Origin of the sequence: Streptomyces sp. GbtcB6 (genome assembly GCF_019091475.1) — a bacterium.
In the GTDB taxonomy this organism is placed as follows: domain Bacteria; phylum Actinomycetota; class Actinomycetes; order Streptomycetales; family Streptomycetaceae; genus Streptomyces; species Streptomyces hyaluromycini.
In genome coordinates this window covers 1-21,468 of the sequence record NZ_JAGXJL010000032.1, presented here as the reverse complement: position 1 = coordinate 21,468, position 21,468 = coordinate 1, and the positions used below count along the sequence as shown (strand labels likewise).

18 protein-coding genes and 2 tRNA genes are annotated in these 21,468 nt (G+C 70.2%); 13 read left to right on the top strand and 7 right to left on the bottom strand.

The genetic code is table 11. The annotated features are described in order from the left end of the window. Positions 1 to 52: 52 nt before the first annotated feature. Positions 53 to 574: an NUDIX hydrolase gene (locus KVT45_RS38235; protein WP_217553789.1), complete on the bottom strand. Its 522-nt coding sequence runs from the start codon at positions 572 to 574 to the stop codon at positions 53 to 55. Beyond that, positions 571 to 2,007 carry a zinc-dependent metalloprotease gene (locus tag KVT45_RS38230; RefSeq protein WP_217553788.1) on the bottom strand — a complete coding sequence of 479 codons (1,437 nt, stop codon included), beginning with the start codon at positions 2,005 to 2,007 and terminating at the stop codon, positions 571 to 573. Before KVT45_RS38230 ends, KVT45_RS38235 begins: the two co-directional genes overlap by 4 nt. A 192-nt stretch (positions 2,008 to 2,199) precedes the next feature. Between KVT45_RS38230 and KVT45_RS38225 the strand changes: the two genes are divergently transcribed. From KVT45_RS38225 to KVT45_RS38210, 4 genes are all read left to right on the top strand, one after another. Next, positions 2,200 to 3,312 (top strand): SDR family oxidoreductase, encoded by a 1,113-nt coding sequence (locus KVT45_RS38225; protein WP_217553787.1) that lies wholly within the window; start codon positions 2,200 to 2,202, stop codon positions 3,310 to 3,312. Between the two features lie 349 nt (positions 3,313 to 3,661). Continuing rightward, positions 3,662 to 4,123 (top strand): molybdenum cofactor biosynthesis protein MoaE, encoded by a 462-nt coding sequence (locus KVT45_RS38220; RefSeq protein WP_217553786.1) that lies wholly within the window; start codon positions 3,662 to 3,664, stop codon positions 4,121 to 4,123. 117 nt (positions 4,124 to 4,240) lie between these two features. Continuing rightward, complete coding sequence (locus KVT45_RS38215; RefSeq protein WP_181806927.1) at positions 4,241 to 4,405, top strand: hypothetical protein; 165 nt, start codon at positions 4,241 to 4,243, stop codon at positions 4,403 to 4,405. A gap of 60 nt (positions 4,406 to 4,465) precedes the next feature. After that, entirely contained in the window at positions 4,466 to 5,563 is a 1,098-nt protein-coding gene (locus tag KVT45_RS38210; protein ID WP_217553785.1) for a PDZ domain-containing protein, read from the top strand. Positions 5,564 to 5,639: 76 nt separating this feature from the next. Here the strand turns inward: KVT45_RS38210 and KVT45_RS38205 are convergent, their stop codons facing one another. Beyond that, on the bottom strand, positions 5,640 to 6,182 hold the full coding sequence (locus KVT45_RS38205) for a PPA1309 family protein (protein ID WP_254647964.1): 543 nt from the start codon (positions 6,180 to 6,182) through the stop codon (positions 5,640 to 5,642). A 185-nt stretch (positions 6,183 to 6,367) separates the two neighbouring features. Here KVT45_RS38205 and KVT45_RS38200 point away from each other — a divergent pair, with 185 nt between their 5' ends. The 4 genes from KVT45_RS38200 (at position 6,368) to KVT45_RS38185 (ending at position 11,765) form a co-directional block, all read left to right on the top strand. Then, positions 6,368 to 9,328: a UPF0182 family protein gene (locus KVT45_RS38200; RefSeq protein ID WP_217553879.1), complete on the top strand. Its 2,961-nt coding sequence runs from the start codon at positions 6,368 to 6,370 to the stop codon at positions 9,326 to 9,328. Between the two features lie 83 nt (positions 9,329 to 9,411). Beyond that, positions 9,412 to 9,485 (top strand) — tRNA-Met (locus KVT45_RS38195). 280 nt (positions 9,486 to 9,765) lie between these two features. Then, positions 9,766 to 11,607: a tetratricopeptide repeat protein gene (locus KVT45_RS38190; RefSeq protein ID WP_217553783.1), complete on the top strand. Its 1,842-nt coding sequence runs from the start codon at positions 9,766 to 9,768 to the stop codon at positions 11,605 to 11,607. A gap of 84 nt (positions 11,608 to 11,691) precedes the next feature. Beyond that, positions 11,692 to 11,765: transfer RNA gene (locus KVT45_RS38185), tRNA-Met, on the top strand. A 165-nt stretch (positions 11,766 to 11,930) separates the two neighbouring features. On the opposite strand, the gene KVT45_RS38180 is transcribed toward KVT45_RS38185, so the two are convergent. Then, entirely contained in the window at positions 11,931 to 12,350 is a 420-nt protein-coding gene (locus tag KVT45_RS38180) for a Fur family transcriptional regulator (protein WP_217553782.1), read from the bottom strand. A 126-nt stretch (positions 12,351 to 12,476) separates the two neighbouring features. On the opposite strand from KVT45_RS38180, the gene KVT45_RS38175 reads away from it, so the two are divergent. Further along, positions 12,477 to 13,949: a catalase gene (locus tag KVT45_RS38175; protein ID WP_217553781.1), complete on the top strand. Its 1,473-nt coding sequence runs from the start codon at positions 12,477 to 12,479 to the stop codon at positions 13,947 to 13,949. A 90-nt stretch (positions 13,950 to 14,039) separates the two neighbouring features. On the opposite strand, the gene KVT45_RS38170 is transcribed toward KVT45_RS38175, so the two are convergent. Continuing rightward, entirely contained in the window at positions 14,040 to 14,432 is a 393-nt protein-coding gene (locus tag KVT45_RS38170) for a cyclic nucleotide-binding/CBS domain-containing protein (RefSeq protein ID WP_089098874.1), read from the bottom strand. Positions 14,433 to 14,624: 192 nt separating this feature from the next. Then, positions 14,625 to 15,425 carry a histidinol-phosphatase gene (hisN, locus tag KVT45_RS38165; protein ID WP_217553780.1) on the bottom strand — a complete coding sequence of 267 codons (801 nt, stop codon included), beginning with the start codon at positions 15,423 to 15,425 and terminating at the stop codon, positions 14,625 to 14,627. A gap of 228 nt (positions 15,426 to 15,653) precedes the next feature. On the opposite strand from hisN, the gene KVT45_RS38160 reads away from it, so the two are divergent. Further along, on the top strand, positions 15,654 to 16,289 hold the full coding sequence (locus KVT45_RS38160) for a TetR/AcrR family transcriptional regulator (RefSeq protein WP_217553779.1): 636 nt from the start codon (positions 15,654 to 15,656) through the stop codon (positions 16,287 to 16,289). On the opposite strand, the gene KVT45_RS38155 is transcribed toward KVT45_RS38160, so the two are convergent. After that, the gene (locus tag KVT45_RS38155; RefSeq protein ID WP_254647963.1) at positions 16,282 to 17,976 is read right to left on the bottom strand and encodes an ABC transporter family substrate-binding protein; all 1,695 of its coding nucleotides are present in this window, start codon (positions 17,974 to 17,976) and stop codon (positions 16,282 to 16,284) included. The two genes, KVT45_RS38160 and KVT45_RS38155, sit on opposite strands and share 8 nt — an antisense overlap. Positions 17,977 to 18,111: 135 nt before the next feature. On the opposite strand from KVT45_RS38155, the gene KVT45_RS38150 reads away from it, so the two are divergent. The 3 genes from KVT45_RS38150 to KVT45_RS38140 all read left to right on the top strand — a co-directional run. After that, complete coding sequence (locus tag KVT45_RS38150; protein WP_217553874.1) at positions 18,112 to 19,098, top strand: ABC transporter permease; 987 nt, start codon at positions 18,112 to 18,114, stop codon at positions 19,096 to 19,098. Then, positions 19,095 to 20,024, top strand: a complete 930-nt coding sequence (locus KVT45_RS38145) for an ABC transporter permease (RefSeq protein ID WP_217553778.1) — start codon at positions 19,095 to 19,097, stop codon at positions 20,022 to 20,024. Before KVT45_RS38150 ends, KVT45_RS38145 begins: the two co-directional genes overlap by 4 nt. Further along, a partial coding sequence (locus KVT45_RS38140) for an ABC transporter ATP-binding protein (RefSeq protein ID WP_217553777.1) occupies positions 20,021 to 21,468 on the top strand: 1,448 nt, incomplete at its 3' end. The genes KVT45_RS38145 and KVT45_RS38140, both read left to right, overlap by 4 nt.

Below are 21,468 nucleotides of genomic sequence, written 5' to 3'. Positions count from 1 at the left end.
CGCCACTGCGGGCGCCCCTTACACATGCGCCGACGTCTTCAGAAGCTGCAGGTCAGAGCCGCGCGCGGGTCTCTTCCAGCAGCCGTACGACCGAGTCGTCGGCGACCTCCGGCACCTCGTCGTAGGCGAACCAGCGCAGGTCGAGGGACTCGTCGCTGATCGCGTGGGCCGCGCCCCGCGGGGCGAGGGCCGCGTACTGGACGTCGAAGTGCCAGTGACACGGCGCCGGGATCGCGTGCCGGTCCAGGCGGACCGGGCCGCCCGGCAGCAGCGTCAGCCCGGGGATGCCGGACTCCTCGGTCGCCTCCCGGAGGGCCGCCGCCGCCAGGGTGGCGTCGCCCGGCTCGCAGTGGCCGCCCATCTGCAACCACATCCGCAGCTTCTTGTGGAGGGTCAGCAGTACCCGGCCGTGCTCGGGGTCGACGACCAGCGCGCTCGCCGTGACATGGCCGGCGTGACAGGCCTTCCACATGCCGTCCGGGTGCGCCGCGAGGTGGTCCAGGTAGGCCTGGCGCAGTCCGGCCTGGCCCTCGTACCCCTTGAGGACGAGGACCGCGTCGTCGTACAGGCTCACTCGGTGTCGTCGCCCTTTGCCTGGTCTTCCTGGTCGTCCTTCTTGTGCAGGTCGGGCTTCTGCGCGGCCTCACCGAGCATCTTGTCCAGCTCGGAGAAGTCCAGCTGCTCGCGGTGGACGAAGCCGTCCGGGTCGTCCAGGTCGCTCGCCGTCGGCAGCATGTCCGGGTGCGCCCACAGCGCGTCCCGGCCGTCGACACCGCGCGCGTCCGTGAGCGAGGCCCACAGGCGGGAGGCGTCGCGCAGCCGGCGCGGGCGCAGCTCCAGGCCGATCAGCGTGGCGAAGGTCTGCTCCGCGGGACCGCCCGTGGCGCGGCGACGGCGCAGGGTCTCGCGGAGCGCGTCGGCGGACGACAGACGCGGCTTCGCGGCCGCGTGGACCACCGCGTCGACCCAGCCCTCGACGAGCGCCAGAGCGGTCTCCAGACGGGCCAGGGCGGCCTTCTGCTCGGGCGTGTCCTCCGGCTGGAACATGCCCTGCTGGAGCGCGTCCTGGAGCTGCTCGGGGTTCTGCGGGTCGAACTGGCCGACCACGTCCTCCAGCTTGGCCGTGTCGACCTTGATCCCGCGCGCGTACCCGTCGACCGCGCCGAACAGGTGCGAGCGCAGCCACGGCACGTGCGCGAACAGGCGCTGGTGGGCCGCCTCGCGCAGCGCGAGGTACAGCCGCACCTCCTCCTTCGGCACGCCGAGGTCCTTGCCGAACGCCTCGATGTTCACCGGCAGCAGCGCGGCCTTGCCGGCCGGGCTCAGCGGCAGGCCGATGTCGGTCGAGCCGACGACCTCGCCCGCGAGCACGCCCACGGCCTGCCCGATCTGGGTGCCGAACATGGCGCCGCCCATCGAGCGCATCATGCCGATCAGCGGGCCGGCCATGGCCTGCATCTCCTCCGGCAGGACGTCGCCCATCGCGGCGCCGACCCGCTCGGCGACCGGGTCGACGAGCTCCTGCCAGGCGGGCAGCGTCGCCTCGACCCACTCCGCGCGCGACCACGCCACGGCCGAACCGGAACCGGACGGCAGCGACGTCGCGTCGTCCAGCCACAGGTCGGCCAGCCGGACGGCCTCCTGGACCGCGGTGCGCTCGGCGGGACCGACGCTCGCGTCCTTTACGCCGTCCGAGGTGCCCTGGGAGACCGTCTGGCGGGCGATCTGCTTGGCCATGTCCCAGTTCACCGGGCCGCCCTCGTACGAGAGCATCTGGCCCAGCTGCTGGAACGCCGCGCCCAGGTCGGTGGGGTTCAGTGAACCGAACATGGCAGCGAACGGATTGTCGGCGCCGGGGCCGCCGAAGCCGCCGCCACCGGGCGTGCCGAAACCGAACGGGTTGGCCGGTCCCTGCCCACCACCGCTCTGCTGGTCCTTCTTCTTGCCCTCGTCGCCGTCTTCCGGCTCCTCCGGCGGAAGGCCGAAACCGAATGGGGTGTCACTCACGGGAATCCTCGGCTGGTAAGGCCACCGGTTCTCTCCGGCGGCGCGGCTGCCCGACAACACCACCCAGCGTAGACACCCCGACCCGATCGGGCCTCGGTGCTTCGCCGACAGTCGGCCTGCGGCAGGATGGATGCCACCTGGTACGTACGCGTCACACGCGCTCGTACTGAAGACAACCGCTGGAGACGCCCGGTGAGTTCCCCAGATCCGCAGGTTCGCGCAGCGCGAAACCACTCAACCCCTCCCGCGGTGCGCGGGCCCGTCGTCGCCGTGACCGGCGCCGCGACCGGGGTCGGCGCGCTGCTCACCGAGCGGCTGGCCGCGTCCCAGGAGATCAAACAGGTCATCGCCATCGACGAGCGGCGCGGGGAGTGCGCGGACGCCCAGTGGCACATCCTGGACGTGCGGGATCCGGCCATCGCGGACAAGCTCCGTGGGGCCGATGTGGTGGTGCACCTCGCGCTCGACCTGGATCTGGAGACCGACTCGGCCGCTCGTACGGCCTACAACGTGCGGGGGACGCAGACCGTGCTGACCGCGGCGGCCGCCGCCGGGGTGCACCGCGTGGTGCTGTGCACCTCCGCGATGGTCTACGGCGCGCTTCCGGAGAACGAGCTGCCGTTGTCGGAGGACGCGGAGTTGCGTGCCACCGCGGAGGCCACCGGCGTGGGCGACCTGCTGGAGATCGAGCGGCTCGCGCGCCGGGCGCCCCGCGCGCACCCCGGGCTCAATGTCACCGTCGTGCGCCCCGCGGTGCTCGTCGGAGGGACGGACACCGCGCTGACCCGGTATTTCGAGTCGCCCCGCCTGCTTGTCGTCGCCGGGTCGCGGCCCGCCTGGCAGTTCTGTCACGTCGAGGATCTGTGCAGTGCGCTGGAGTACGCCGTCCTGGAGAAGGTCGACGGGGAACTCGCCGTCGGCTGCGACGGGTGGCTGGAGCAGGAGGAGGTCGAGGAGCTCAGCGGGATCCGGCGGATGGAGCTGCCGTCGGCGGTGGCGCTGGGCGCCGCGGCTCGGCTGCACCGGATCGGGCTGACGCCGTCGCCGGCCGGGGATCTCGCGTACACGATGTATCCGTGGGTGGTGAGCGGGAGCCGGCTGCATGACGCCGGGTGGCGGCCGGGGTGGACGAACGAGGAGGTGCTGGCCGAGTTGCTGGAGGAGGTGGCTGGGCGGCACACGGTTGTGGGGCGGCGGCTCGGTCGTAAGGACGCGACGGCTGCGGGGGCCGCGGGGGCGACGGTCGCGTTGCTGGGGGCGGCGGCCGTGGTGCGGCGGGCTCGGAAGGCGCGGCGGCGGATCTGAGGGGGGAGTCTCGCCCCCGCCGCCCCTGCCCGTCCCGTCCTCCAGGGGGTGGGCCCCCTTCGACCGCCCGTTCCGGGGGCTGCCGCCCCCGGACCCCCGCTTCGGCCTGAACGGCCTCGTCCTCAAACGCCGGACGGGCTGGAGGGTGGGGGTGCGGGCCGGCTTTCGTCCTCGGACGCCGGACGGGCTGGGAGGGCGAGGGTGCGGACCGGCTTTCGTCCTCGGGCGCCGGACGGGCTGGTGGGTGCGGGGGTGGCACCGGCACTGTAGGAGTCTCCAAAGCTGTGCGTGTGTGTGCCTGGTGATGGCGGTATTCCGTGTGGTCCTGGGCTTGCGGCACGATGGGGGTATGGCTGTTGTGAGTGATCATCCTGGGGAGCGGGGCGCCGTCGATCCCGTGAAGCTGATCGGGATTCGGGAGAGTGCGCTCTCCGTGGACGAGGTCTTCGCGGCCGTGGGGGACGACGCGGCCGGCGGGATCGCGCTGTTCGTGGGGACCGTGCGGAACCACGACGGGGGCGCCGACGTGGACGCGCTCGGGTATTCGTGTCACCCCAGTGCCGAGAGCGAGATGCGGCGGATCGCCGAGAAGGTCGTCGCCGAGTACCCGGTGCGGGCGCTTGCCGCCGTGCATCGGGTGGGGGACCTGCGGGTGGGTGATCTCGCCGTGGTCGTCGGCGTGTCGTGTCCGCATCGGGGCGACGCCTTTGAAGCCTGTCGGAAGCTGATCGACGACCTCAAGCACGAGGTGCCCATCTGGAAGCACCAGAAGTTCTCGGATGGGACGGAGGAATGGGTCGGGGCCTGCTGAAGGGCCCCTGTCCGGCTTCCGCTTGCGTAACCGTACCCCTCGCGTGAGCGTTGTCAGTGCGGGTGATTAATCTGCTGATCAGTCAGTCGCGGACGCTCATGGGGTTGGGAGGTCGGCATGGCGGCGCTCGTCTGGTTGCTGATTCCGCTTGTGGCGGCGGTCGGTGCCGGTCTGTGGGGCAGCTGGGCCAACCGGACGAGGAGAGCGCGTAGCGACGGGCCGGAACTCGACGGGTACGCGCGCTTCCGCGAGGCCATGGAGAAGTCCCGCTCCGGCGGCTGAGGCGCGTGTGACGGGTGGCCCTGACGGTGCGCTGACAGACCCGTCCCGTACTGTCTTTGCATGCCACGCCGCACCGCGACGATGCTCGCCTCCACTCTGATGCTGATCGCGCTCCTGTGCGCCGGAGTGCTCATCAACGTGCCGTACTCGGAGATGTCTCCCGGCCCGACCGTGAACACGCTCGGGAACCACGACGGCGAGCCGGTGCTGCAGATCTCCGGTCACAAGACCTACGCGACCTCCGGGCATCTGAACATGACCACGGTGAGGGTCACCAGTGCCGACTACAAGATGAATCTTGTCGAGGCGGTCTACGGCTGGCTCTCGCACGACAACAAGGTCGTGCCGCACGACACGCTCTACCCGGACGGCAAGACGGAGCAGCAGTCGACGCAGGAGAACGCCGAGGAGTTCAGCGAGTCCCAGGAGAGCGCGAAGGTCGCCGCCCTGAAGGAGCTGGATGTCCCGGTGAAGTCCTGGGTGATCGTGTCGACGGTCCTCAAGGGCTCGCCTTCCGAGGGCAGGCTGCACGCCGGTGACGTGATCAAGGCCGTCGACGGCACGGCGGTCAAGCAGCCGGCCGACGTCGCCACCCTGGTGACCAAGCACAAGCCCGGCGACAAGGTCGTCTTCACCGTCGTCCCGGCCAAGGAGCAGGCCGCCGCCGTGAAGGCGAACAAGACGGCCACCAAGACGCAGAACGTCACCATCACCACCGCCACCTCCGACGACAGCGGCCAGAAGCGCGCCATCGTCGGGATCTCCGCCGGGACCGATCACACGTTCCCGTTCTCCATCGACATCAAGCTCGCCGATGTCGGCGGGCCGAGCGCGGGGCTGATGTTCTCGCTCGGGATCTACGACAAGCTCACCCCGGGCAGCCTCACCGGCGGCAAGTTCGTAGCCGGTACCGGCACGATCGACGACGACGGCACGGTCGGTCCGATCGGCGGTATCTCGTTGAAGACCATCGGCGCGCGCAGCAAGGGCGCCCAGTACTTCCTGACCCCGGCCGACAACTGCGCCGAGGCCGCCAAGGACACCCCCGGCGGGCTCACCCTGGTCAAGGTCAAGACCATCGACGACGCCCTCGGCGCCCTCAAGGACATCCGCAGCGGAGACACCGGCGCCCTGCCGAAGTGCACCACCAAGGGCTGAGCCGGCGGGTACGCGGCCGGGGGCGCCCTTCCTGACGAGGGGCGCCCCCGGTGCCGGGTGCCGTCCGGCGACGGTCTCAGTCCTCGAACGTCGCCTTCAGCGCGTCCGCCAGGCCCGGGACCAGCTCGGGGCCGGTGAGGACCTCCGTCGGCGAGTCCTTCTCACGCAGGCGTACCGCCGAGTCGCGGCTGCCGTCGCGCAGCACGGCAACCGTCATCCGGACCTCCTGGCGGTCGGGGTGGCTCGCCACCCACTTGGTCAGCCTGGCCTCGCTCATCCCCTCGGGGACCTGCGACTCGGCGGACGGCGGCAGCATCAGCCGCTCCACCGTGAGCGCGCAGCCGACCACCGCGTCCGGCCAGGCGATGGTGCCGAGGAACTCGTCCAGCGCCTTGTCCGTTGGCACTTCGTCCTGCTCGATCGGGGTGAGACCGGTGGTCGCGGGCTCGTCCTCCAGACCGAGCTGGGCGGCGAGAGCCGGTTCCTGGGTGCGCAGCCGTGCGGTGTCGACGAGGGCGAAGAGGCGAGCGGGCTGGTCCCAGCCGAGACCGGAGGCGTACTCGTCGATCTCGAGGACGGCCCGGGTGAGCGGGTTCGCTGCCATAGGAGTGTTGGACATGGTCACAATCCTGCCTCGTTCATGGCCGGAATCGGGAACCGAGTAAGCCGTGAGTAAGTTGCATAGGTGTGGCCTCGCGATCACGGGGGGCCACCGACGGCCCCCGAACACGAGGGTCTGACGGAACAAAAGCGGATCAACAGCGGATCAACAGCGACTTCGAGGTGCGCACCTTGGCTTTCCAGATGCCGGACCGCGGCGGAGGCCCGACGGGGCCACGGATCAGAGCGACCGGACGTCCGTCCCGGCGGGTCCGGACCCTGCTCCTGACACTGGGCGTCCTTGCCGTGCTCGGCATGGCGTTCACCATGTTCGCGGGCTTCTGGACGGACTGGCTCTGGTACCGGTCGGTTCACTACTCCTCGGTGTTCACCACCACCCTGTGGACCAAGATCGGGCTGTTCTCCGTCTTCGGCCTGCTGATGGCGGCCGCCGTGGGCTTCAACATCTGGCTGGCGCACCGGCTGCGGCCCCCGCTGAGCGCCATGTCCATGGAGCAGCAGAGTCTCGACCGCTACCGGATGGGCATCGCGCCGTACAAGAAGTGGCTGCTGCTCGCGGTCACCGCGCTGGTCGGGCTGATCGCCGGCGCCTCCGCGGCCGGCCAGTGGCGCACCTGGCTGATGTGGGTCAACGGCGTCCCCTTCCACCAGAAGGACCCGCAGTTCCACCTCGACGTCTCCTTCTACGCCTTCGACCTGCCCTGGTACCGCTTCCTGCTGGGGTTCGGCTTCGCCACCGCGATCCTCTCCCTGATCGCCGCCGCGCTCACCCATTACCTGTACGGCGGGCTGCGCGTCACCAGTCCCGGCGCGCGCGCCACCGGTGCCGCGACCGGCCACCTGTCGGTGCTGCTCGGCATCTTCGTCGCCCTCAAGGCGGTCGCCTACTGGCTCGACCGCTACGGACTCGCCGTCAAGTCCAGCGACTTCAAGGCCACCGACAACTGGACCGGACTGCGGTACGTCGACGCGAACGCGTATCTGCCGGCCAAGACGATCCTGTTCTGCATCGCCGTCATCTGCGCGCTGCTGTTCTTCGCCACCCTGTGGCGGCGCACCTGGCAGCTGCCCGTCATCGGCTTCGGCCTGATGGTCCTGTCCGCGATCCTCATCGGCGGCCTCTACCCGGCGATCGTCCAGAAGTTCCAGGTCCAGCCCAACGAGCAGGCCAAGGAAGCCCCGTACGTCCAGAAGAACCTCAAGGCGACCCGCGAGGCGTACGGAATCGACGACACCCAGGTCACCGAGTACACGGGCAAGAGCACCACCACGGACAAGGCCAAGCTCCGGGACGACGTCGACACCACGGCGAGCCTCCGGATCATGGACCCGAACATCGTGTCGCCCACGTTCCAGCAGCTCCAGCAGATGCGGAACTACTACGCGTTCCCGACCAACCTGGACGTGGACCGCTACACCAAGGACGGCAAGGTCCAGGACACCGTCATCGGGCTGCGCGAGCTGAACCTGGCCGGCATCCCGAAGAACAACTGGATCAACGACCACTTCCGCTACACCCACGGCTACGGCGTGGTCGCCGCCAAGGGCACCGAGGCCGACGACCAGGGCCAGCCGGTCTTCACCGAGTCCGACCTGCCGTCCACGGGCTCCCTGGGCACGTACCAGCAGCGTGTCTACTACGGCGAGAAGACGACCACGTACTCGATCGTCGGCGGTCCCCAGAAGGAGATCGACTACTCCGACGACAACGGCGAGAAGACCACCAGTTACGAGGGCAAGAGCGGGGTCAGCCTCTCCAGCCCGATCAACCGGGCCGCGTACGCGGTGGCGTTCAACGAACCGCAGATCCTGTACTCCGGCGCGATCGGCAAGGGTTCGCGGATCCTGTACAACCGCACGCCCAAGGAGCGCGTGGAGGCGGTCGCCCCCTGGCTGACCATCGACGGCGACGCCTACCCGGCCGTGGTGAAGGGCCGTATCCAGTGGATCGTCGACGCGTACACGACGTCGAACGGCTACCCCTACGCCTCGCGTACGACCCTCGGTGACACGACGGCCGACTCGCTGACCGCGACCAACAACTCGCGCGCGGTGGTCGCCCAGCAGAACCAGGTCAACTACATCCGCAACTCGGTGAAGGCGACCGTCGACGCGTACACCGGCGAGGTCAAGCTCTACCAGTGGGACACCGAGGACCCGGTGCTGAAGACCTGGATGAAGGCCTTCCCGGGCACCGTGCAGCCGAAGAGCGCCATCTCGCAGGACCTGATGGACCATCTCCGGTACCCGCAGGACCTGTTCAAGGTCCAGCGCGAACTGCTCACCCGCTACCACGTGACGGACGCCCAGACGTTCCTGACCGGCAGCGAGGTGTGGCAGGTGCCCGACGACCCGACCAACAACTCGGGCGACGCGGTGCCGCCGTACTACCTGAGCATGAAGATGCCCGACCAGAGCGCGCAGGCGTTCTCGCTGTCGACGACGTTCACGCCCAACGGCCGGGACAACCTCAGTGCGTTCATGTCGGTCGACTCCGAGGCCGGGTCCAAGGACTACGGCAAGATCAGAATCCTGAAACTGCCGACCAGTACGACCGTCGACGGGCCCAAACAGGTCCAGAGCAAGTTCAACTCCGAACAGGACATCGCCGCCGCCATCAAACTCCTCAAGGGCGGCGACTCCGAGGTGGAGTACGGCAATCTGCTGACCGTGCCGCTGGACGGCGGCCTGCTGTACGCGGAGCCCGTCTACGTGCGCGGTGCCGGGGTCAAGTACCCGCTGCTGCGCAAGGTTCTGGTGACCTACGAGGGCAGGACCGCCTTCGAGAACACCCTCGACGAGGCGCTCAACAAGGTGTTCGGGACGGACAGTTCGGACACGGGATCCTCGGACACCGGGACGACCGCACCACCGACGTCCGGCAACCCCACGGTCCAAGAGGCCCTGAACGACGCCCAGAAGGCCTTCGAGGCGGGCCAGGAGGCCCTGAAGAAGGGTGACTGGACGGCGTACGGCAAGGCGCAGGACGAGCTGCAGGACGCGCTCAAGCGGGCCGAGGAGGCACAGTCCAAGGCCGGCAAGACCGGTGGGGGCACGACGTCGAGCAGCAGTCCCAGCCCCAGCCCCAGCCCCAGTGCCAGTGCCAGTCCGAGTGCCACCGCGAGCAGCAGTCCCAGTGGATGACCAAGAGCAGGTGATCAAGAGCAGGTGATCCAGAGCGGATGATCGAACCGGCTCCGCGCCGTGGTACGGTTGAGACACAACGGCGCGGGGTGGAGCAGCTCGGTAGCTCGCTGGGCTCATAACCCAGAGGTCGCAGGTTCAAATCCTGTCCCCGCTACTGGAATCGAAGGACCGGGTCCTTTTGGATCCGGGCCTTCGTGTGTCCCGGGGCAGGTTCAGCGCTCCCCGGCCGGGCGGCTCCCGGTGTCCGGACGAACGGCTACCGGTGTCCGGACGGGCGGCGAACGCATGTACCGATGGACGGGGTCGCCGCGCCGCTGTGGGGAGTTGGCGGAGATGTGTTTGACTTGTCGTTCTGTGGGCATGTCGACAAAACGCTGAAGTGACCTCACGGTCTGCGGTATACGTGGTGTACCCAGGTTGCAGGTGGTGCGACGATGAACGTTATGGGGGACAAGGCAACTCTGTTCGAGACAGGGCGATTTGTGCAGCCTTCGGGCGAGGAGCCGACCCGCGACGAGGCAGCCGAGGCCGCCGAGGAGGCGCGCCGCCGGCTCCAGGCCGAGGCAGGTGACGTCGAGTCGATGAGTGTGCTCGGCGCCATGCTGCTGCGCCGTGGCGACCTCGACGGAGCCGAGCCCCAGCTGCGCGCGGCCACCGCCGCCGGTGACCGGGCCGCCGCGAACAACCTGGGTGTCCTGCTGCACCAGCGCGGCTACCCGGACGAGGCGGCCGGCTGGTGGCGGATCGCCGCCGTCGCCGGATCCGCGGCCGCCGCCCACGCGCTGGGCCGCCACCACCGCGAACGCGGCGACGAACCCGCCGCCGAGTACTGGCTGCGCCAGTCCGCCGAGCAGGGCCACGCGCTCGGCGCCTACGCGCTGGCCGACCTGCTGGAGCACCGGGGGGACGCGGACGCCGGACAGTGGATGCGGGCCGCCGCCGAGCGGGGGCACCGCGAGGCGGCGTACCGGCTGGCGCGCGCGCTCGACCGCAGGGCGGCCGTGGGCGAGGGCGAGACCGGGCCCGACAACGGTGTCGACATGGAGACTCCGACCGGGGCTCCGGAGACCGACGAGGCCGAGCAGTGGTACCGGCAGGCCGCCGCACGCGGGCACCGCAGGGCCGCGCTGCACCTCGGCGCGATCCTGGAGCGGCGCGGCGAGCTCAGGGAGGCCGGGCGCTGGTACCTGACCTCCGCCAAGGACGGCGAGGCCCGGGCCGCCTGCGCGCTCGGCTTCCTGCTGCGCGACGCAGGGGACACCGAGAGCGCCGCCGTGTGGTGGCTGCGGGCCGCGCAGGACGGCGACGGCAACGCGGCGAACGCGCTCGGCGCGCTGCACGCCGAGCGCGGCGAGACGCAGACCGCAGAGCGCTGGTACCGGGCGGCGATGGACGCCGGCGACGACAACGGGGCGTACAACCTCGGGCTGCTCTGTGCCGAGCAGGGGCGGACCGCGCAGGCCGAGCAGTGGTACCGGCGGGCCGCGTACGCGGGGCACCGCGAGGCCGCGAACGCGCTCGCCATCCTGCTGCTCCAGGTCGGTGACACGAGCGGCGCCGAGCCGTGGTTCTCCAAGGCCGCGGAGGCGGGGAGCGTGGACGCCGCGTTCAACCTGGGGATTCTCTACGCCGGACGGGGCGAGGAGCGGGTCGCGCTGCGCTGCTACGAGCAGGCGGCCGCCGCCGGGCACACGGAGGCGGCGCTGCAGGTCGGCATCGCGCGGCTGCGCGAGGGCGACGAGGCCGCCGCCGAGCGCCATCTGCGGTGTGCGGCGGGCGGGGGCAGTGCCGAGGCCGCCTACCGGCTCGCCGCCGTCCTCGACGCGCGCCGGCCGCCGGTGTCCGAGCACGAACTCGGGGAGTCGTCCCTGAACGTGAAGACCGAGTGCGAGGAGTGGTACGAGCGGGCCGCCTCGCAGGGGCACCGGCGGGCCCAGGTGCGGGTCGGGATGCTGGCCGCGGCGCGCGGGGACGTGGTGGAGGCGGCGCGCTGGTACCGGGCGGCGGCCGAGGCCGGGTCGCGCAACGGCGCGTTCAACCTCGGGCTGCTGCTGGCCCGGGAGGGGAGCGAACCGGAGGCGGCCGTGTGGTGGGAGCGGGCCGCCGACGCGGGGCACGGGCGGGCGGCGTTGCGGCTTGCCCTGGTCTACGCGCGTCGTGGCGAGCTGGCGGAGGGACAGCGGTGGGCCGACCGGGCGGTGGCGCTGGGTCCGGCCGAGGTGACCGAGCGGGCGGGGCGGCTCCGGGACGCGCTGCGGGAGGAGCTGTCGGCATAGGCCGGGTGTTTCCGCAGGTCAGATGGGCTAACCGGTATTGATTTGCTTCTGTCCGCTTCCCTCACGTAGTGTTCAGTTCATCGACGCGGGGTGGAGCAGCTCGGTAGCTCGCTGGGCTCATAACCCAGAGGTCGCAGGTTCAAATCCTGTCCCCGCTACTGAAGGCCGAGGGCCGGAGTCCGGAAACGGACTCCGGCCCTCGGTTTTTGTGCCCGGGTGCCCGGGTGCCCGGGTGTTCTGGGTGCTCCGGAGGCCCGCAGGGTACGACGAAGGCCCCGGCGCTCATCACGAGTGACGAGTGCCGGAGCCTTCGGGAATGTTCGTCAGGCGGCTGCCGCGCAGTCCGGGCACAGGCCGCGGTACGTCACCTCGACGTCGGAGACCGTGAAGCCGAAGCGCTCCGAGGCGGGGAGGTCGGCCATCGGGTTGCCGGTCGGGTGGACGTCGCGGATCGAGCCGCAGCGGGCGCAGACCAGGTGATGGTGCGGCCGGTGCGCGTTCGGGTCGTACCGCTTGGCGCGCTTGTCCGTCGAGACCTCGATGACCTCACCGAGCGAGACCAGCTCGCCCAGCGTGTTGTACACGGTCGCCCGGGAGATCTCGGGCAGCTTGTCGACGGCCTTGGCGTGGACCTCGTCGGCCGTCATGTGGACGTGCTCGCCGTCCAGGACCTCGGCCACGACGCGTCGCTGCGCGGTCATCCGCCATCCGCGTCCACGCAGCCGTTCCAGAAGGTCACTCATGGCATTCAGCCTAACAGCCAGGGCCCCTTTTTCCGAACAGGTGTGACTTTGGATCTCTGCTTGACTTGGACTTAGTCCAATGTAGGATCGAGTTCGGGGCCAGCAAAGTGACAGGAATGGTGGGAAATGACGCAGGAGACAGGTGTGACGCAGGGGCCGTTGACCACGGAGGCGGGGGCGCCGGTGGCCGACAACCAGAACAGCGAGACCGCGGGCATCGGCGGTCCGGTCCTGGTCCAGGACCAGCTCCTGCTGGAGAAGCTCGCCCACTTCAACCGTGAGCGCATCCCGGAGCGTGTGGTGCACGCGCGCGGTGCGGGCGCCTACGGCACCTTCACGGTGACCGCCGACGTCACGCCGTACACGCGTGCCGCCTTCCTCTCCGAGGTCGGCAAGCAGACCGAGACGTTCCTGCGGGTCTCGACCGTGGCCGGCAACCTCGGTTCCGCCGACGCCGTGCGCGACCCGCGCGGCTGGGCGCTGAAGTTCTACACCGAGGAGGGCAACTACGACCTCGTCGGCAACAACACCCCGGTGTTCTTCATCAAGGACGCCATCAAGTTCCCCGACTTCATCCACACCCAGAAGCGCGACCCGTACACGGGCAGCCAGGAGGCGGACAACGTCTGGGACTTCTGGGGGCTCAGCCCCGAGGCCACACACCAGGTGACCTGGCTGTTCGGCGACCGCGGCATCCCGGCGTCGTACCGCCACATGAACGGCTACGGCTCGCACACCTACCAGTGGAACAACGCGGCCGGCGAGGTCTTCTGGGTCAAGTACCACTTCAAGACCGACCAGGGGATCAGGAACCTCACCCAGGCCGAGGCCGACAGGCTCGCGGGCGCGGACCCCGACAGCCACCAGCGCGACCTGCGCGAGGCCATCGAGCGCGGGGACTTCCCGACCTGGACCGTGCAGGTGCAGATCATGCCGGCGGCGGAGGCGGCGACCTACCGCTTCAACCCGTTCGACCTCACCAAGGTGTGGCCGCACGAGGACTACCCGCCGATCGAGATCGGCAGGCTGGAGCTGAACCGCAACCCGCAGAACGTCTTCGCCGAGGTCGAACAGTCGATCTTCTCCCCGGCGCACTTCGTGCCCGGCATCGGCCCGTCCCCCGACAAGATGCTCCAGGGCCGCCTCTTCGCCTACGGCGACGCGCACCGCTACCGCGTGGGCATCAACGCCGACCACCTGCCGGTCAACCGCCCGCACGCCGTCGAGGCGCGCACCTACTCCCGCGACGGCTCCCTGTACGACGGCCGGCACGGCGGCGCGAAGAACTACGAGCCGAACAGCTTCGGCGGACCGGCGCAGACCGGTCGTCCGCTGTGGCAGCCGTACGACGGTCTCGCCGGCGGCACCGGCAACCACCCCACACCCGTGCACGCCGAGGACGACGACTTCGTACAGGCGGGCAACCTCTACCGCCTGATGTCCGCGGACGAGCAGGAGCGGCTGATCGGGAACCTGGCCGGCTTCATCGCCAAGGTGTCGCGCGACGACATCGCCGAGCGCGCGATCGGCAACTTCCGTCAGGCCGACGGAGACTTCGGCAAGCGGCTGGAGGCCGCGGTCCAGGCCCTGCGTGGCTGACATTCCAGTACTGGACCGCTTGTCGTGAGCGGGCGGGCCGGATCCCCGGGAGGTCGGGGTCCGGCCCGTTCGGCATGCCCGTAGGGGCCGCTACACGGGTTGCGGTGCGCGGGCCGGGGCCCAGCAGCGGATGATGTCGCGGACCGAGACGATGCCGGCCGGTTCGCCGCCGTCCAGGACGATCAGATGGCGGAAGCCGCCGTGGGCCATCGCCCGGGCCGCCTCCTCCAGCGTCCAGGTCGGGGTGGCGAACACGACGTCGTTGGTGGTGTGGGCGTGGATGGGCTCCGTGTCCGGGTTCTGGCCGAGGCCCACGGAGTTGAGGATGTCCCGTTCGGTGAGGATTCCGATGCCACCGGCGTCCGGGTCGTGGACGATCGCCGCGCCCACGCGGCGCGCGGACATCAGGGCGGCTGCCTGGCGGAGGGTGTGGGCGGGGCCGACGGTGAGGACCACCGTGCTCATGGCGTCGCGGACGAGCATGAAGGGTGCCACCTCCTAGGGAACCGCCGGGATAGTGCGGCGATTCACAAATGCACAAGTGAGGGTTCTCTCAGGGTGGCAGGTAAAGCGAGGGTCAACAAGGGGGTGCGTGCATCCAATTGAGGGCGCACGCGCTCATATGTGCCGGGGTCGGTAACCCCGTTCAGCCCCGTTGTGCCTCAGAAGACTGTTTCAGTAACGCTGGGCGAGGTACGACAGCAGCTCGTCGTGGAGCAGGCCGTTGGACGCGGCCGCGTTGCCGCTGTGCGGGCCCGGACGGCCGTCGAGGCCGGTGAAGGTGCCGCCGGCCTCCGTCACCACGATCGCGTTGGCCGCCATGTCCCACAGCGAGAGCTCCGGCTCGGCGCAGATGTCCACGGACCCCTCGGCGACCATCATGTACGGCCAGAAGTCGCCGTACGCGCGCGTGCGCCAGACGTCGCGGGTGAGGTCCAGGAACCCGTTCAGGTGCCCCCGCTCCTCCCAGCCGCCCAGCGAGGAGTACGCGAAGGACGCGTCGGCCAGTTTCGAGACCCTGGAGACGTGCAGGCGGGTCGCCGAGGACAGACTGCGGCCGGAGAAGGCGCCGTGCCCCTTTGCGGCCCACCAGCGACGGCCCAGCGCGGGCGCGGAGACCACGCCGACGACCGGCTGGTAGCCGCCCTCGGCCGCCTCCATCAGGGAGATCAGGGTCGCCCAGACCGGGACGCCGCGCACGTAGTTCTTGGTGCCGTCGATCGGGTCGATCACCCAGCGGCGCGGGCCGGTGCCCTCGATGCCGTACTCCTCGCCGAGGATCGCGTCCCGCGGACGGGCGCGTTGCAACTGGCTGCGGATCAGCTCCTCGGCGGCCTTGTCCGCCTCACTCACCGGGGTCAGGTCCGGCTTGGTCTCGACCTTGAGGTCGAGGGCCTTGAAGCGGTCCATGGTGACGGCGTCGGCCGCGTCCGCGAGCACGTGGGCGAGACGCAGGTCATCGAGGTAGTCCGGCATGTGACGAACGGTATCTGCAGGGGTGGGGGTGGGGCTACAAGGGGAGGCCGGGTGATGCCGGCAAGTGATCGGGCCGCGACCTCGGTACGCCTGCGGTACGCCCGTGGCAGGCGCGTGGCGCGCCAGCGTGTGTTGGCCGAAGGGCGCCCCCCGATGCCTTCGCGAACCCTTGACAGTGGATTCGTGCGCGTCAAATCTGGGCGCAGAGTCGCTCGCCCCAGGGAGGCGATGATGCCTGCAGCCCGGGAATCCCTTCTCGACGCCGCGTACGCGGCGCTTGCGCGCCGGCCGTGGGCTGCCGTGCGGATGGTCGACGTGGCGGCCGTGGCCGGGGTGTCCCGGCAGACGCTGTACAACGAGTTCGGCAGCAAGGAAGGCCTGGCGAGGGCGCTGGTGCGCCGGGAGGCCGACGGGTATCTCGCCGGGGTCGAACGGGCGTTGGGGAGCCATGCCGAGGCGCGCGAGCGGCTCACCGCGACCGCCGAGTGGATGACCTCCACGGCCCGCGAGAACGCGCTCGTACGGGCCATGCTCACCGGCTGCTGGAGCGAGCGGCTGCCCGCGCCGACGCTCTCCGCCGTGCCGTCCTCCTCCGCGGTGCCCGCGCAGCGCCGGGCGGACGGGCCGCTGCCCTCACCCGGCGACTTCGTGCAGATGGTGCGGGACCGGGCGGTGGCCGTGCTCTCCGGGACCGGCGCGGTCAGGACGGACGGCGAGCTGGCCCGCTCCTGCGAGCTGGCCGTACGGCTCGCCCTGTCCTGCGTGGCCGCGCCCCCGGTGGACGGCGCGGTGGCGGACCTGGTCCGCGGAGCCCTCCACCGGCAGCCCGTGCAGGACAGGACCCTGCCGGACAGGGCTATTTGAGCCAGCCCACCTTCGTGTAGTCGTCGGAGGCCAGTCCGGTCGCGCCGAAGTTCGCCAGGTCGGAGCGGACCGCCAGCACCTGCGGGCGCTGGTAGAGCGGGATGGAGTGGCCCAGCGCCCAGATCTTCGCGTCGGCCTCGTTGTACAGCTTGTTCGCGGCGGCCGTGTCCGTGGTCCCGCCCGCCTTCGTCAGCAGCGCGTCGATCTCCGGTGAGCCCACCGAGCCGTAGTTCTCGTAGAGGTTCTTGCCCGAAGGCTGCCGGTAGATCGGGTACGCCTGGGAACGGAACGTCTGGTCGACCCAGCGGAAGCTGGTCAGGTCGAAGTTGCCGATGGTGACGTACTTCGAGAAGTAGTCGTCGCTCGGCACCTTCTGGATGTCGACCTTGATGCCGGCCTGCGCCAGCTGCGCCTGGACCAGCTCGGACTGGTCGACCTGCGCGGAGGTGGAACCGGCGCTGAGCGTGTAGCCGAGGGTGAGCTGCCTGCCGTCCTTGACGCGCTTGTCGCCCTGGAGCTTCCAGCCCGCCGCGTCCAGCAGTTCGCCCGCCTTCTTCAGGTCGTATGTGGCGTAGCCGCCGGAGTTGTCCTGGTAGCCGGCCTGGTTGGGCATGAAGAAGTGGTTGCCGTACGTCTTCAGTTCGACGGGGAGGTCCTTGCCGAAGGCGGTGGCGATGGCCTTGCGGTCGATGGCGTGCTGGAGGGCCTGGCGGACCCGGACGTCCTTGAGCGGCCCGTGTGCGCCGTTGATCTCGATGTGCACCTCGTCCCAGCGGGCGCCGACCCGGATGTCGGTGCCGGCCGCCTTGCTGAGCCGCTTGTAGTCCTCGGGGAGGATCGCGGAGGCGTAGTCGATCTCCTTGTTGAGGTAGGCGTCCGTCCAAGCCGTGTAGTCCAGCGCGCGGAAGACGATCGAGTCCAGCTTGGGCTTCGTCCCCCACCAGTGCGGATCGGGCACCGCCGTGATCGTCTGCGCTGTCCTGTCGTACGACGAGATCTTGAAGGCGTTGCCGGTGACCGGGATCTTCTCGGTCCAGCCCTTGTTGAACTTGTCGGGTGTGTCGATCGCGGTGGCCGGCAGCAGCGGGTCGAACAGCCGTTGCCAGTCGGCGTACGGGCCGGCGAAGACGACCTTGACCTGGTGGGCGTCGGCGCCCTGCTCGACGGTGGTGATCTGCTCGTATCCGGAGGTGTCGGCGGCCTCGTACGCCTTGTTCTTCCCGTTCTGCGCCTGCCATACGGCTTTGAAGTCGCGCCAGCTCAGGGACTTTCCGTCGGACCACCGGGCCTTCGGGTTGAGCTTGTAGACGACCGTCTGCGGGCTGGTCGAGGTGACCTCGGCGGAGCTGAGGAAGTTCTTGTTGACGTGGCTGTCGCCCTGGGCGTCCGCGTCGAACAGGTCGGGTTCGACCAGCTCGTTGATATCGGCGGCGTCGCCCTGGTTGCCGTTGGCGGTGTAGCGGTTGAAGTCGGCGATCCACTGCGAGATGGGCAGCTTGAGGGTGCCGCCCTGCTTGATGTCGCTCAGCGGATGGGCGTTGATCTGCTGGCTGCCGGCCGGGGCCGCGCTCTTCTGGGCGACGGGTTTGCCGTCGTCCGAGGAGCCGCAGCCGGTCACCAGCAACGCCGTCGCCGCGGTGGCGGCGAGCCAGGCAGTGGCGGTGGTGGAGCGCAGGGGCGGGCGCATGTGGGGGTTCCTTCGCGGAGAACGGGAGCGGATGCGCCGAACGTAGAACGGGCCGTGACCGCCGGGGGAGACCTCCCGGATTTCTGACATGTTCTCTTCATGATGTGGCAACAGGAGGACTACACCATTTCTTCTGTGCCTGCCTACCTGGCCAAACGCCTCGGCTACTACGCCGTGCTGCTGCTGGCCGCCGTCTGCCTCTCCTACCTGCTGGCGTCCCTCGCGCTCGACCCGCGCGCGTACTACGCCGGGCGGCAACCGCCGATCCCCGCGGCCTCGGTGAACCATCACCTGACCGAGATCGGCGTCAACGACCACGACCCGCTGCTCTCCCGTTTCCTGCACTGGGCGGGCCACGCGGTGCGCGGCGACCTCGGGCAGACCATCGACGGCACCTCCGTCAACGCCGAGTTCGGCCGCCGGCTCGGCGTCAGCCTGCGGCTGCTGCTGGCCGGCACCGTCCTCGGCACGGTCGCGGGCGTCCTGGCCGGCGCCTGGACGGCCGTACGGCAGTACCGGCTCAGCGACCGCGCGGTCACCGTCGCCTCCTTCGCACTGCTCTCCACGCCCGTGTTCCTGCTGGCCATCCTGCTCAAGACCGGCGCGATCTGGTTCAACCAGAGCACCGGCACCGATCTCATCCAGTTCACGGGGGAGAAGAGCCCCGGCCTGACCGGCGGTTTCTGGACGATCCTGAAGGACCGCTCCGTACACCTCCTGCTGCCCACCCTCTCCGTCGCCCTCTTCGCCGTCGCGAGCTACAGCCGCTACCAGCGCAACACCATGCTCGACGTCCTCGGCTCCGACTATCTGCGCACCGCGCGGGCGAAGGGGCTGGGGCGGCGGACGGTGCTGCTCAAGCACGGGCTGCGCACCGCCCTCATCCCCATGTCGACCTACTTCTCCTACGGCTTCCTCGCCCTGTTCACCGGCGCCACCTTCACCGAGACGATCTTCGGCTGGCACGGCATGGGCGAGTGGTTCATCGACTCCATCGGCAAGAACGACGTCAACTCGGTCGTCGCCGTCAACGTCTTCGCCGCCGTCACCGTGCTCCTGTCCGGCTTCCTCGCCGACCTGCTGCACGCCGCCCTCGACCCGCGCATCCGGCAGGCGTCATGAGTACCGCTCTCGAAACACCCCCGGAGGGCCTCGAACCGGAGGGCCCCGAAAAGGCGGTCCCGGACAAGGCCCCGGCCGGCCGCGGCACCGTCGTCCTGCGCCGCTTCCTGCGCGACCGCACCGCCCTCGCCGGCGCCGTCGTCCTCCTGCTGCTCTTCCTGCTGGCCTTCGCCGGCCCGTTCGTCACCCCGTGGTCGTACAGCCACATCGACTACACCGCGCTGCGTGCCGCGCCCAGCACCGACCACTGGTGGGGGACGAACCGGATCGGCCAGGACGTGTTCGCGCAGACCGTGCGCGGACTCCAGAAGTCCCTGGTCATCGGGTTGCTGGTGGCCGTGCTCGCCACCGGCCTCGCCTCGCTGGTCGGTGCCTGCGCGGGCTACTTCGGGGGCTGGGCCGACCGGCTGCTGATGTTCTTCGTCGACCTGCTGCTGGTCTTCCCCTCCTTCCTGGTCATCGCGATCATCTCGCCCAGACTGCGCTCCGGCGGCTGGTTCGCCTTCGTCGGGCTGCTCGCCGTCTTCGGCTGGATGATCACCGCACGGGTGGTGCGGTCCATGACCCTGTCCCTCAAGGAGCGTGAGTTCGTGCGCGCCGCCCGCTTCATGGGCGTGGGCCCCTTCCGGATCATCTGGCGGCACATCCTGCCCAACATCGCCTCCTTCCTCATCATCGACGCGACCATCCAGGTCGGCGGCGCCGTGATGAGCGAGACCGCGCTGTCCTACTTCGGCTTCGGCGTCCAGCCGCCCGACGTGTCCCTGGGCACCCTGATCGCCTCCGGGACGAGCGCGGCGGTGACGTATCCCTGGATGTTCTTCTTCGCCGCCGGGCTGCTGGTGCTGTTCGTGCTGGCCGTGAACCTGGTGGGCGACGGCCTGCGGGACGCACTGGACCCGACCGCCCGGGGAGGAACCCGATGAGCACCACGCCCCTGCTCGAAGTGGCCGGTCTGGACGTCGACTTCGACGGACGTCCGGCGGTGCGCGAGGTCCGCCTGACCGTGCGCCGGGGTGAAGTCCTGGGTCTCGTCGGGGAGTCGGGGTCCGGGAAGTCCGCGACCGCCCTGGCCGTCCTCGGCCTGCTGCCCGGCAACGCGGCCGTGCGCGGTTCCGTACGACTGGACGGAACCGAGCTTCTCGGCCTGCCCGACCGGGAGTTGACCCGGATCCGCGGCCGCCGCGTCGCCATGGTCTTCCAGGATCCGCTCTCCGCGTTCACGCCCGTCTACCGGATCGGCGACCAGATCGCCGAGGCCGTACGCGCCCACCAGGACGTGTCCCGGGAGCGGGCGGCCGAGCGTGCCGTCGAACTCCTCGACCTGGTCGGGATCCCGGAGCCCGCCCTGCGCGCCAGGTCGTTCCCGCACGAGTTCTCCGGCGGCATGCGCCAGCGCGCGATGATCGCCATGGCGATGGCCAACGACCCCGACCTGATCCTCGCCGACGAACCGACCACCGCCCTCGACGTCACCATCCAGGCCCAGGTCCTGGACGTGCTGCGGACCGCCCGGCAGGCGACCGGGGCGGCGCTGCTGCTGGTCAGCCACGACCTCGGGGTCATCGCCGGGACGGCCGACCGGGTCGCCGTGATGCGCGACGGGCGGGTCGTCGAGCAGGGCACCGTGGACGACGTCTTCCGGCGGCCCCGCGAGCCCTACACCAGGGAACTCCTGGCTGCGGTGCCCCGCCTCGACGCGACGCGCCGGCCCCGGCCGGGCAGCGGGGAGCCGGTGCTCAGGGTGCGCGGACTGACCCGCACCTTCCCCGTCCTCAAGGGCACCGCCTTCCGGCGCCGCGTCGGCACCGTGTACGCCGTGGACGGCGTCGATCTGGAGGTGCGGCGGGGCGAGACGCTCGCGCTGGTCGGCGAGTCGGGGTCCGGGAAGTCGACGACCCTCTTCGAACTGCTGGAACTGGCCCGGCCGGAGGGCGGCTCGATCGAGTTGTTCGGGCAGCAGCCGGGCACGCTGGGCAAGGCGGAGGCCAGGGCGCTGCGCCGGCGGATCCAGATCGTCTTCCAGGGCCCGATGGCCTCGCTCGATCCCCGGATGCCGGTCGGGGACGTCGTCGCCGAGCCGCTGCGGACGCAGGGCGCCGGCCGGGCCGTGGCCGGGCGCCGGGTACGGGAGCTGCTGGCGCAGGTCGGGCTCGATCCGGCGGACGCGGAGCGGTACCCGCACGAGTTCTCCGGCGGGCAGCGGCAGCGGATCGGCTTCGCCCGCGCGCTGTCCGTCGAGCCGGAACTGCTCGTGCTGGACGAGCCGGTGTCCGCGCTGGACGTCTCCGTCCAGGCGGGGGTGCTCGATCTGCTGCAGCGGCTGAAGGACGAGCTGGGGCTGGCGTATCTCTTCGTCTCGCACGACCT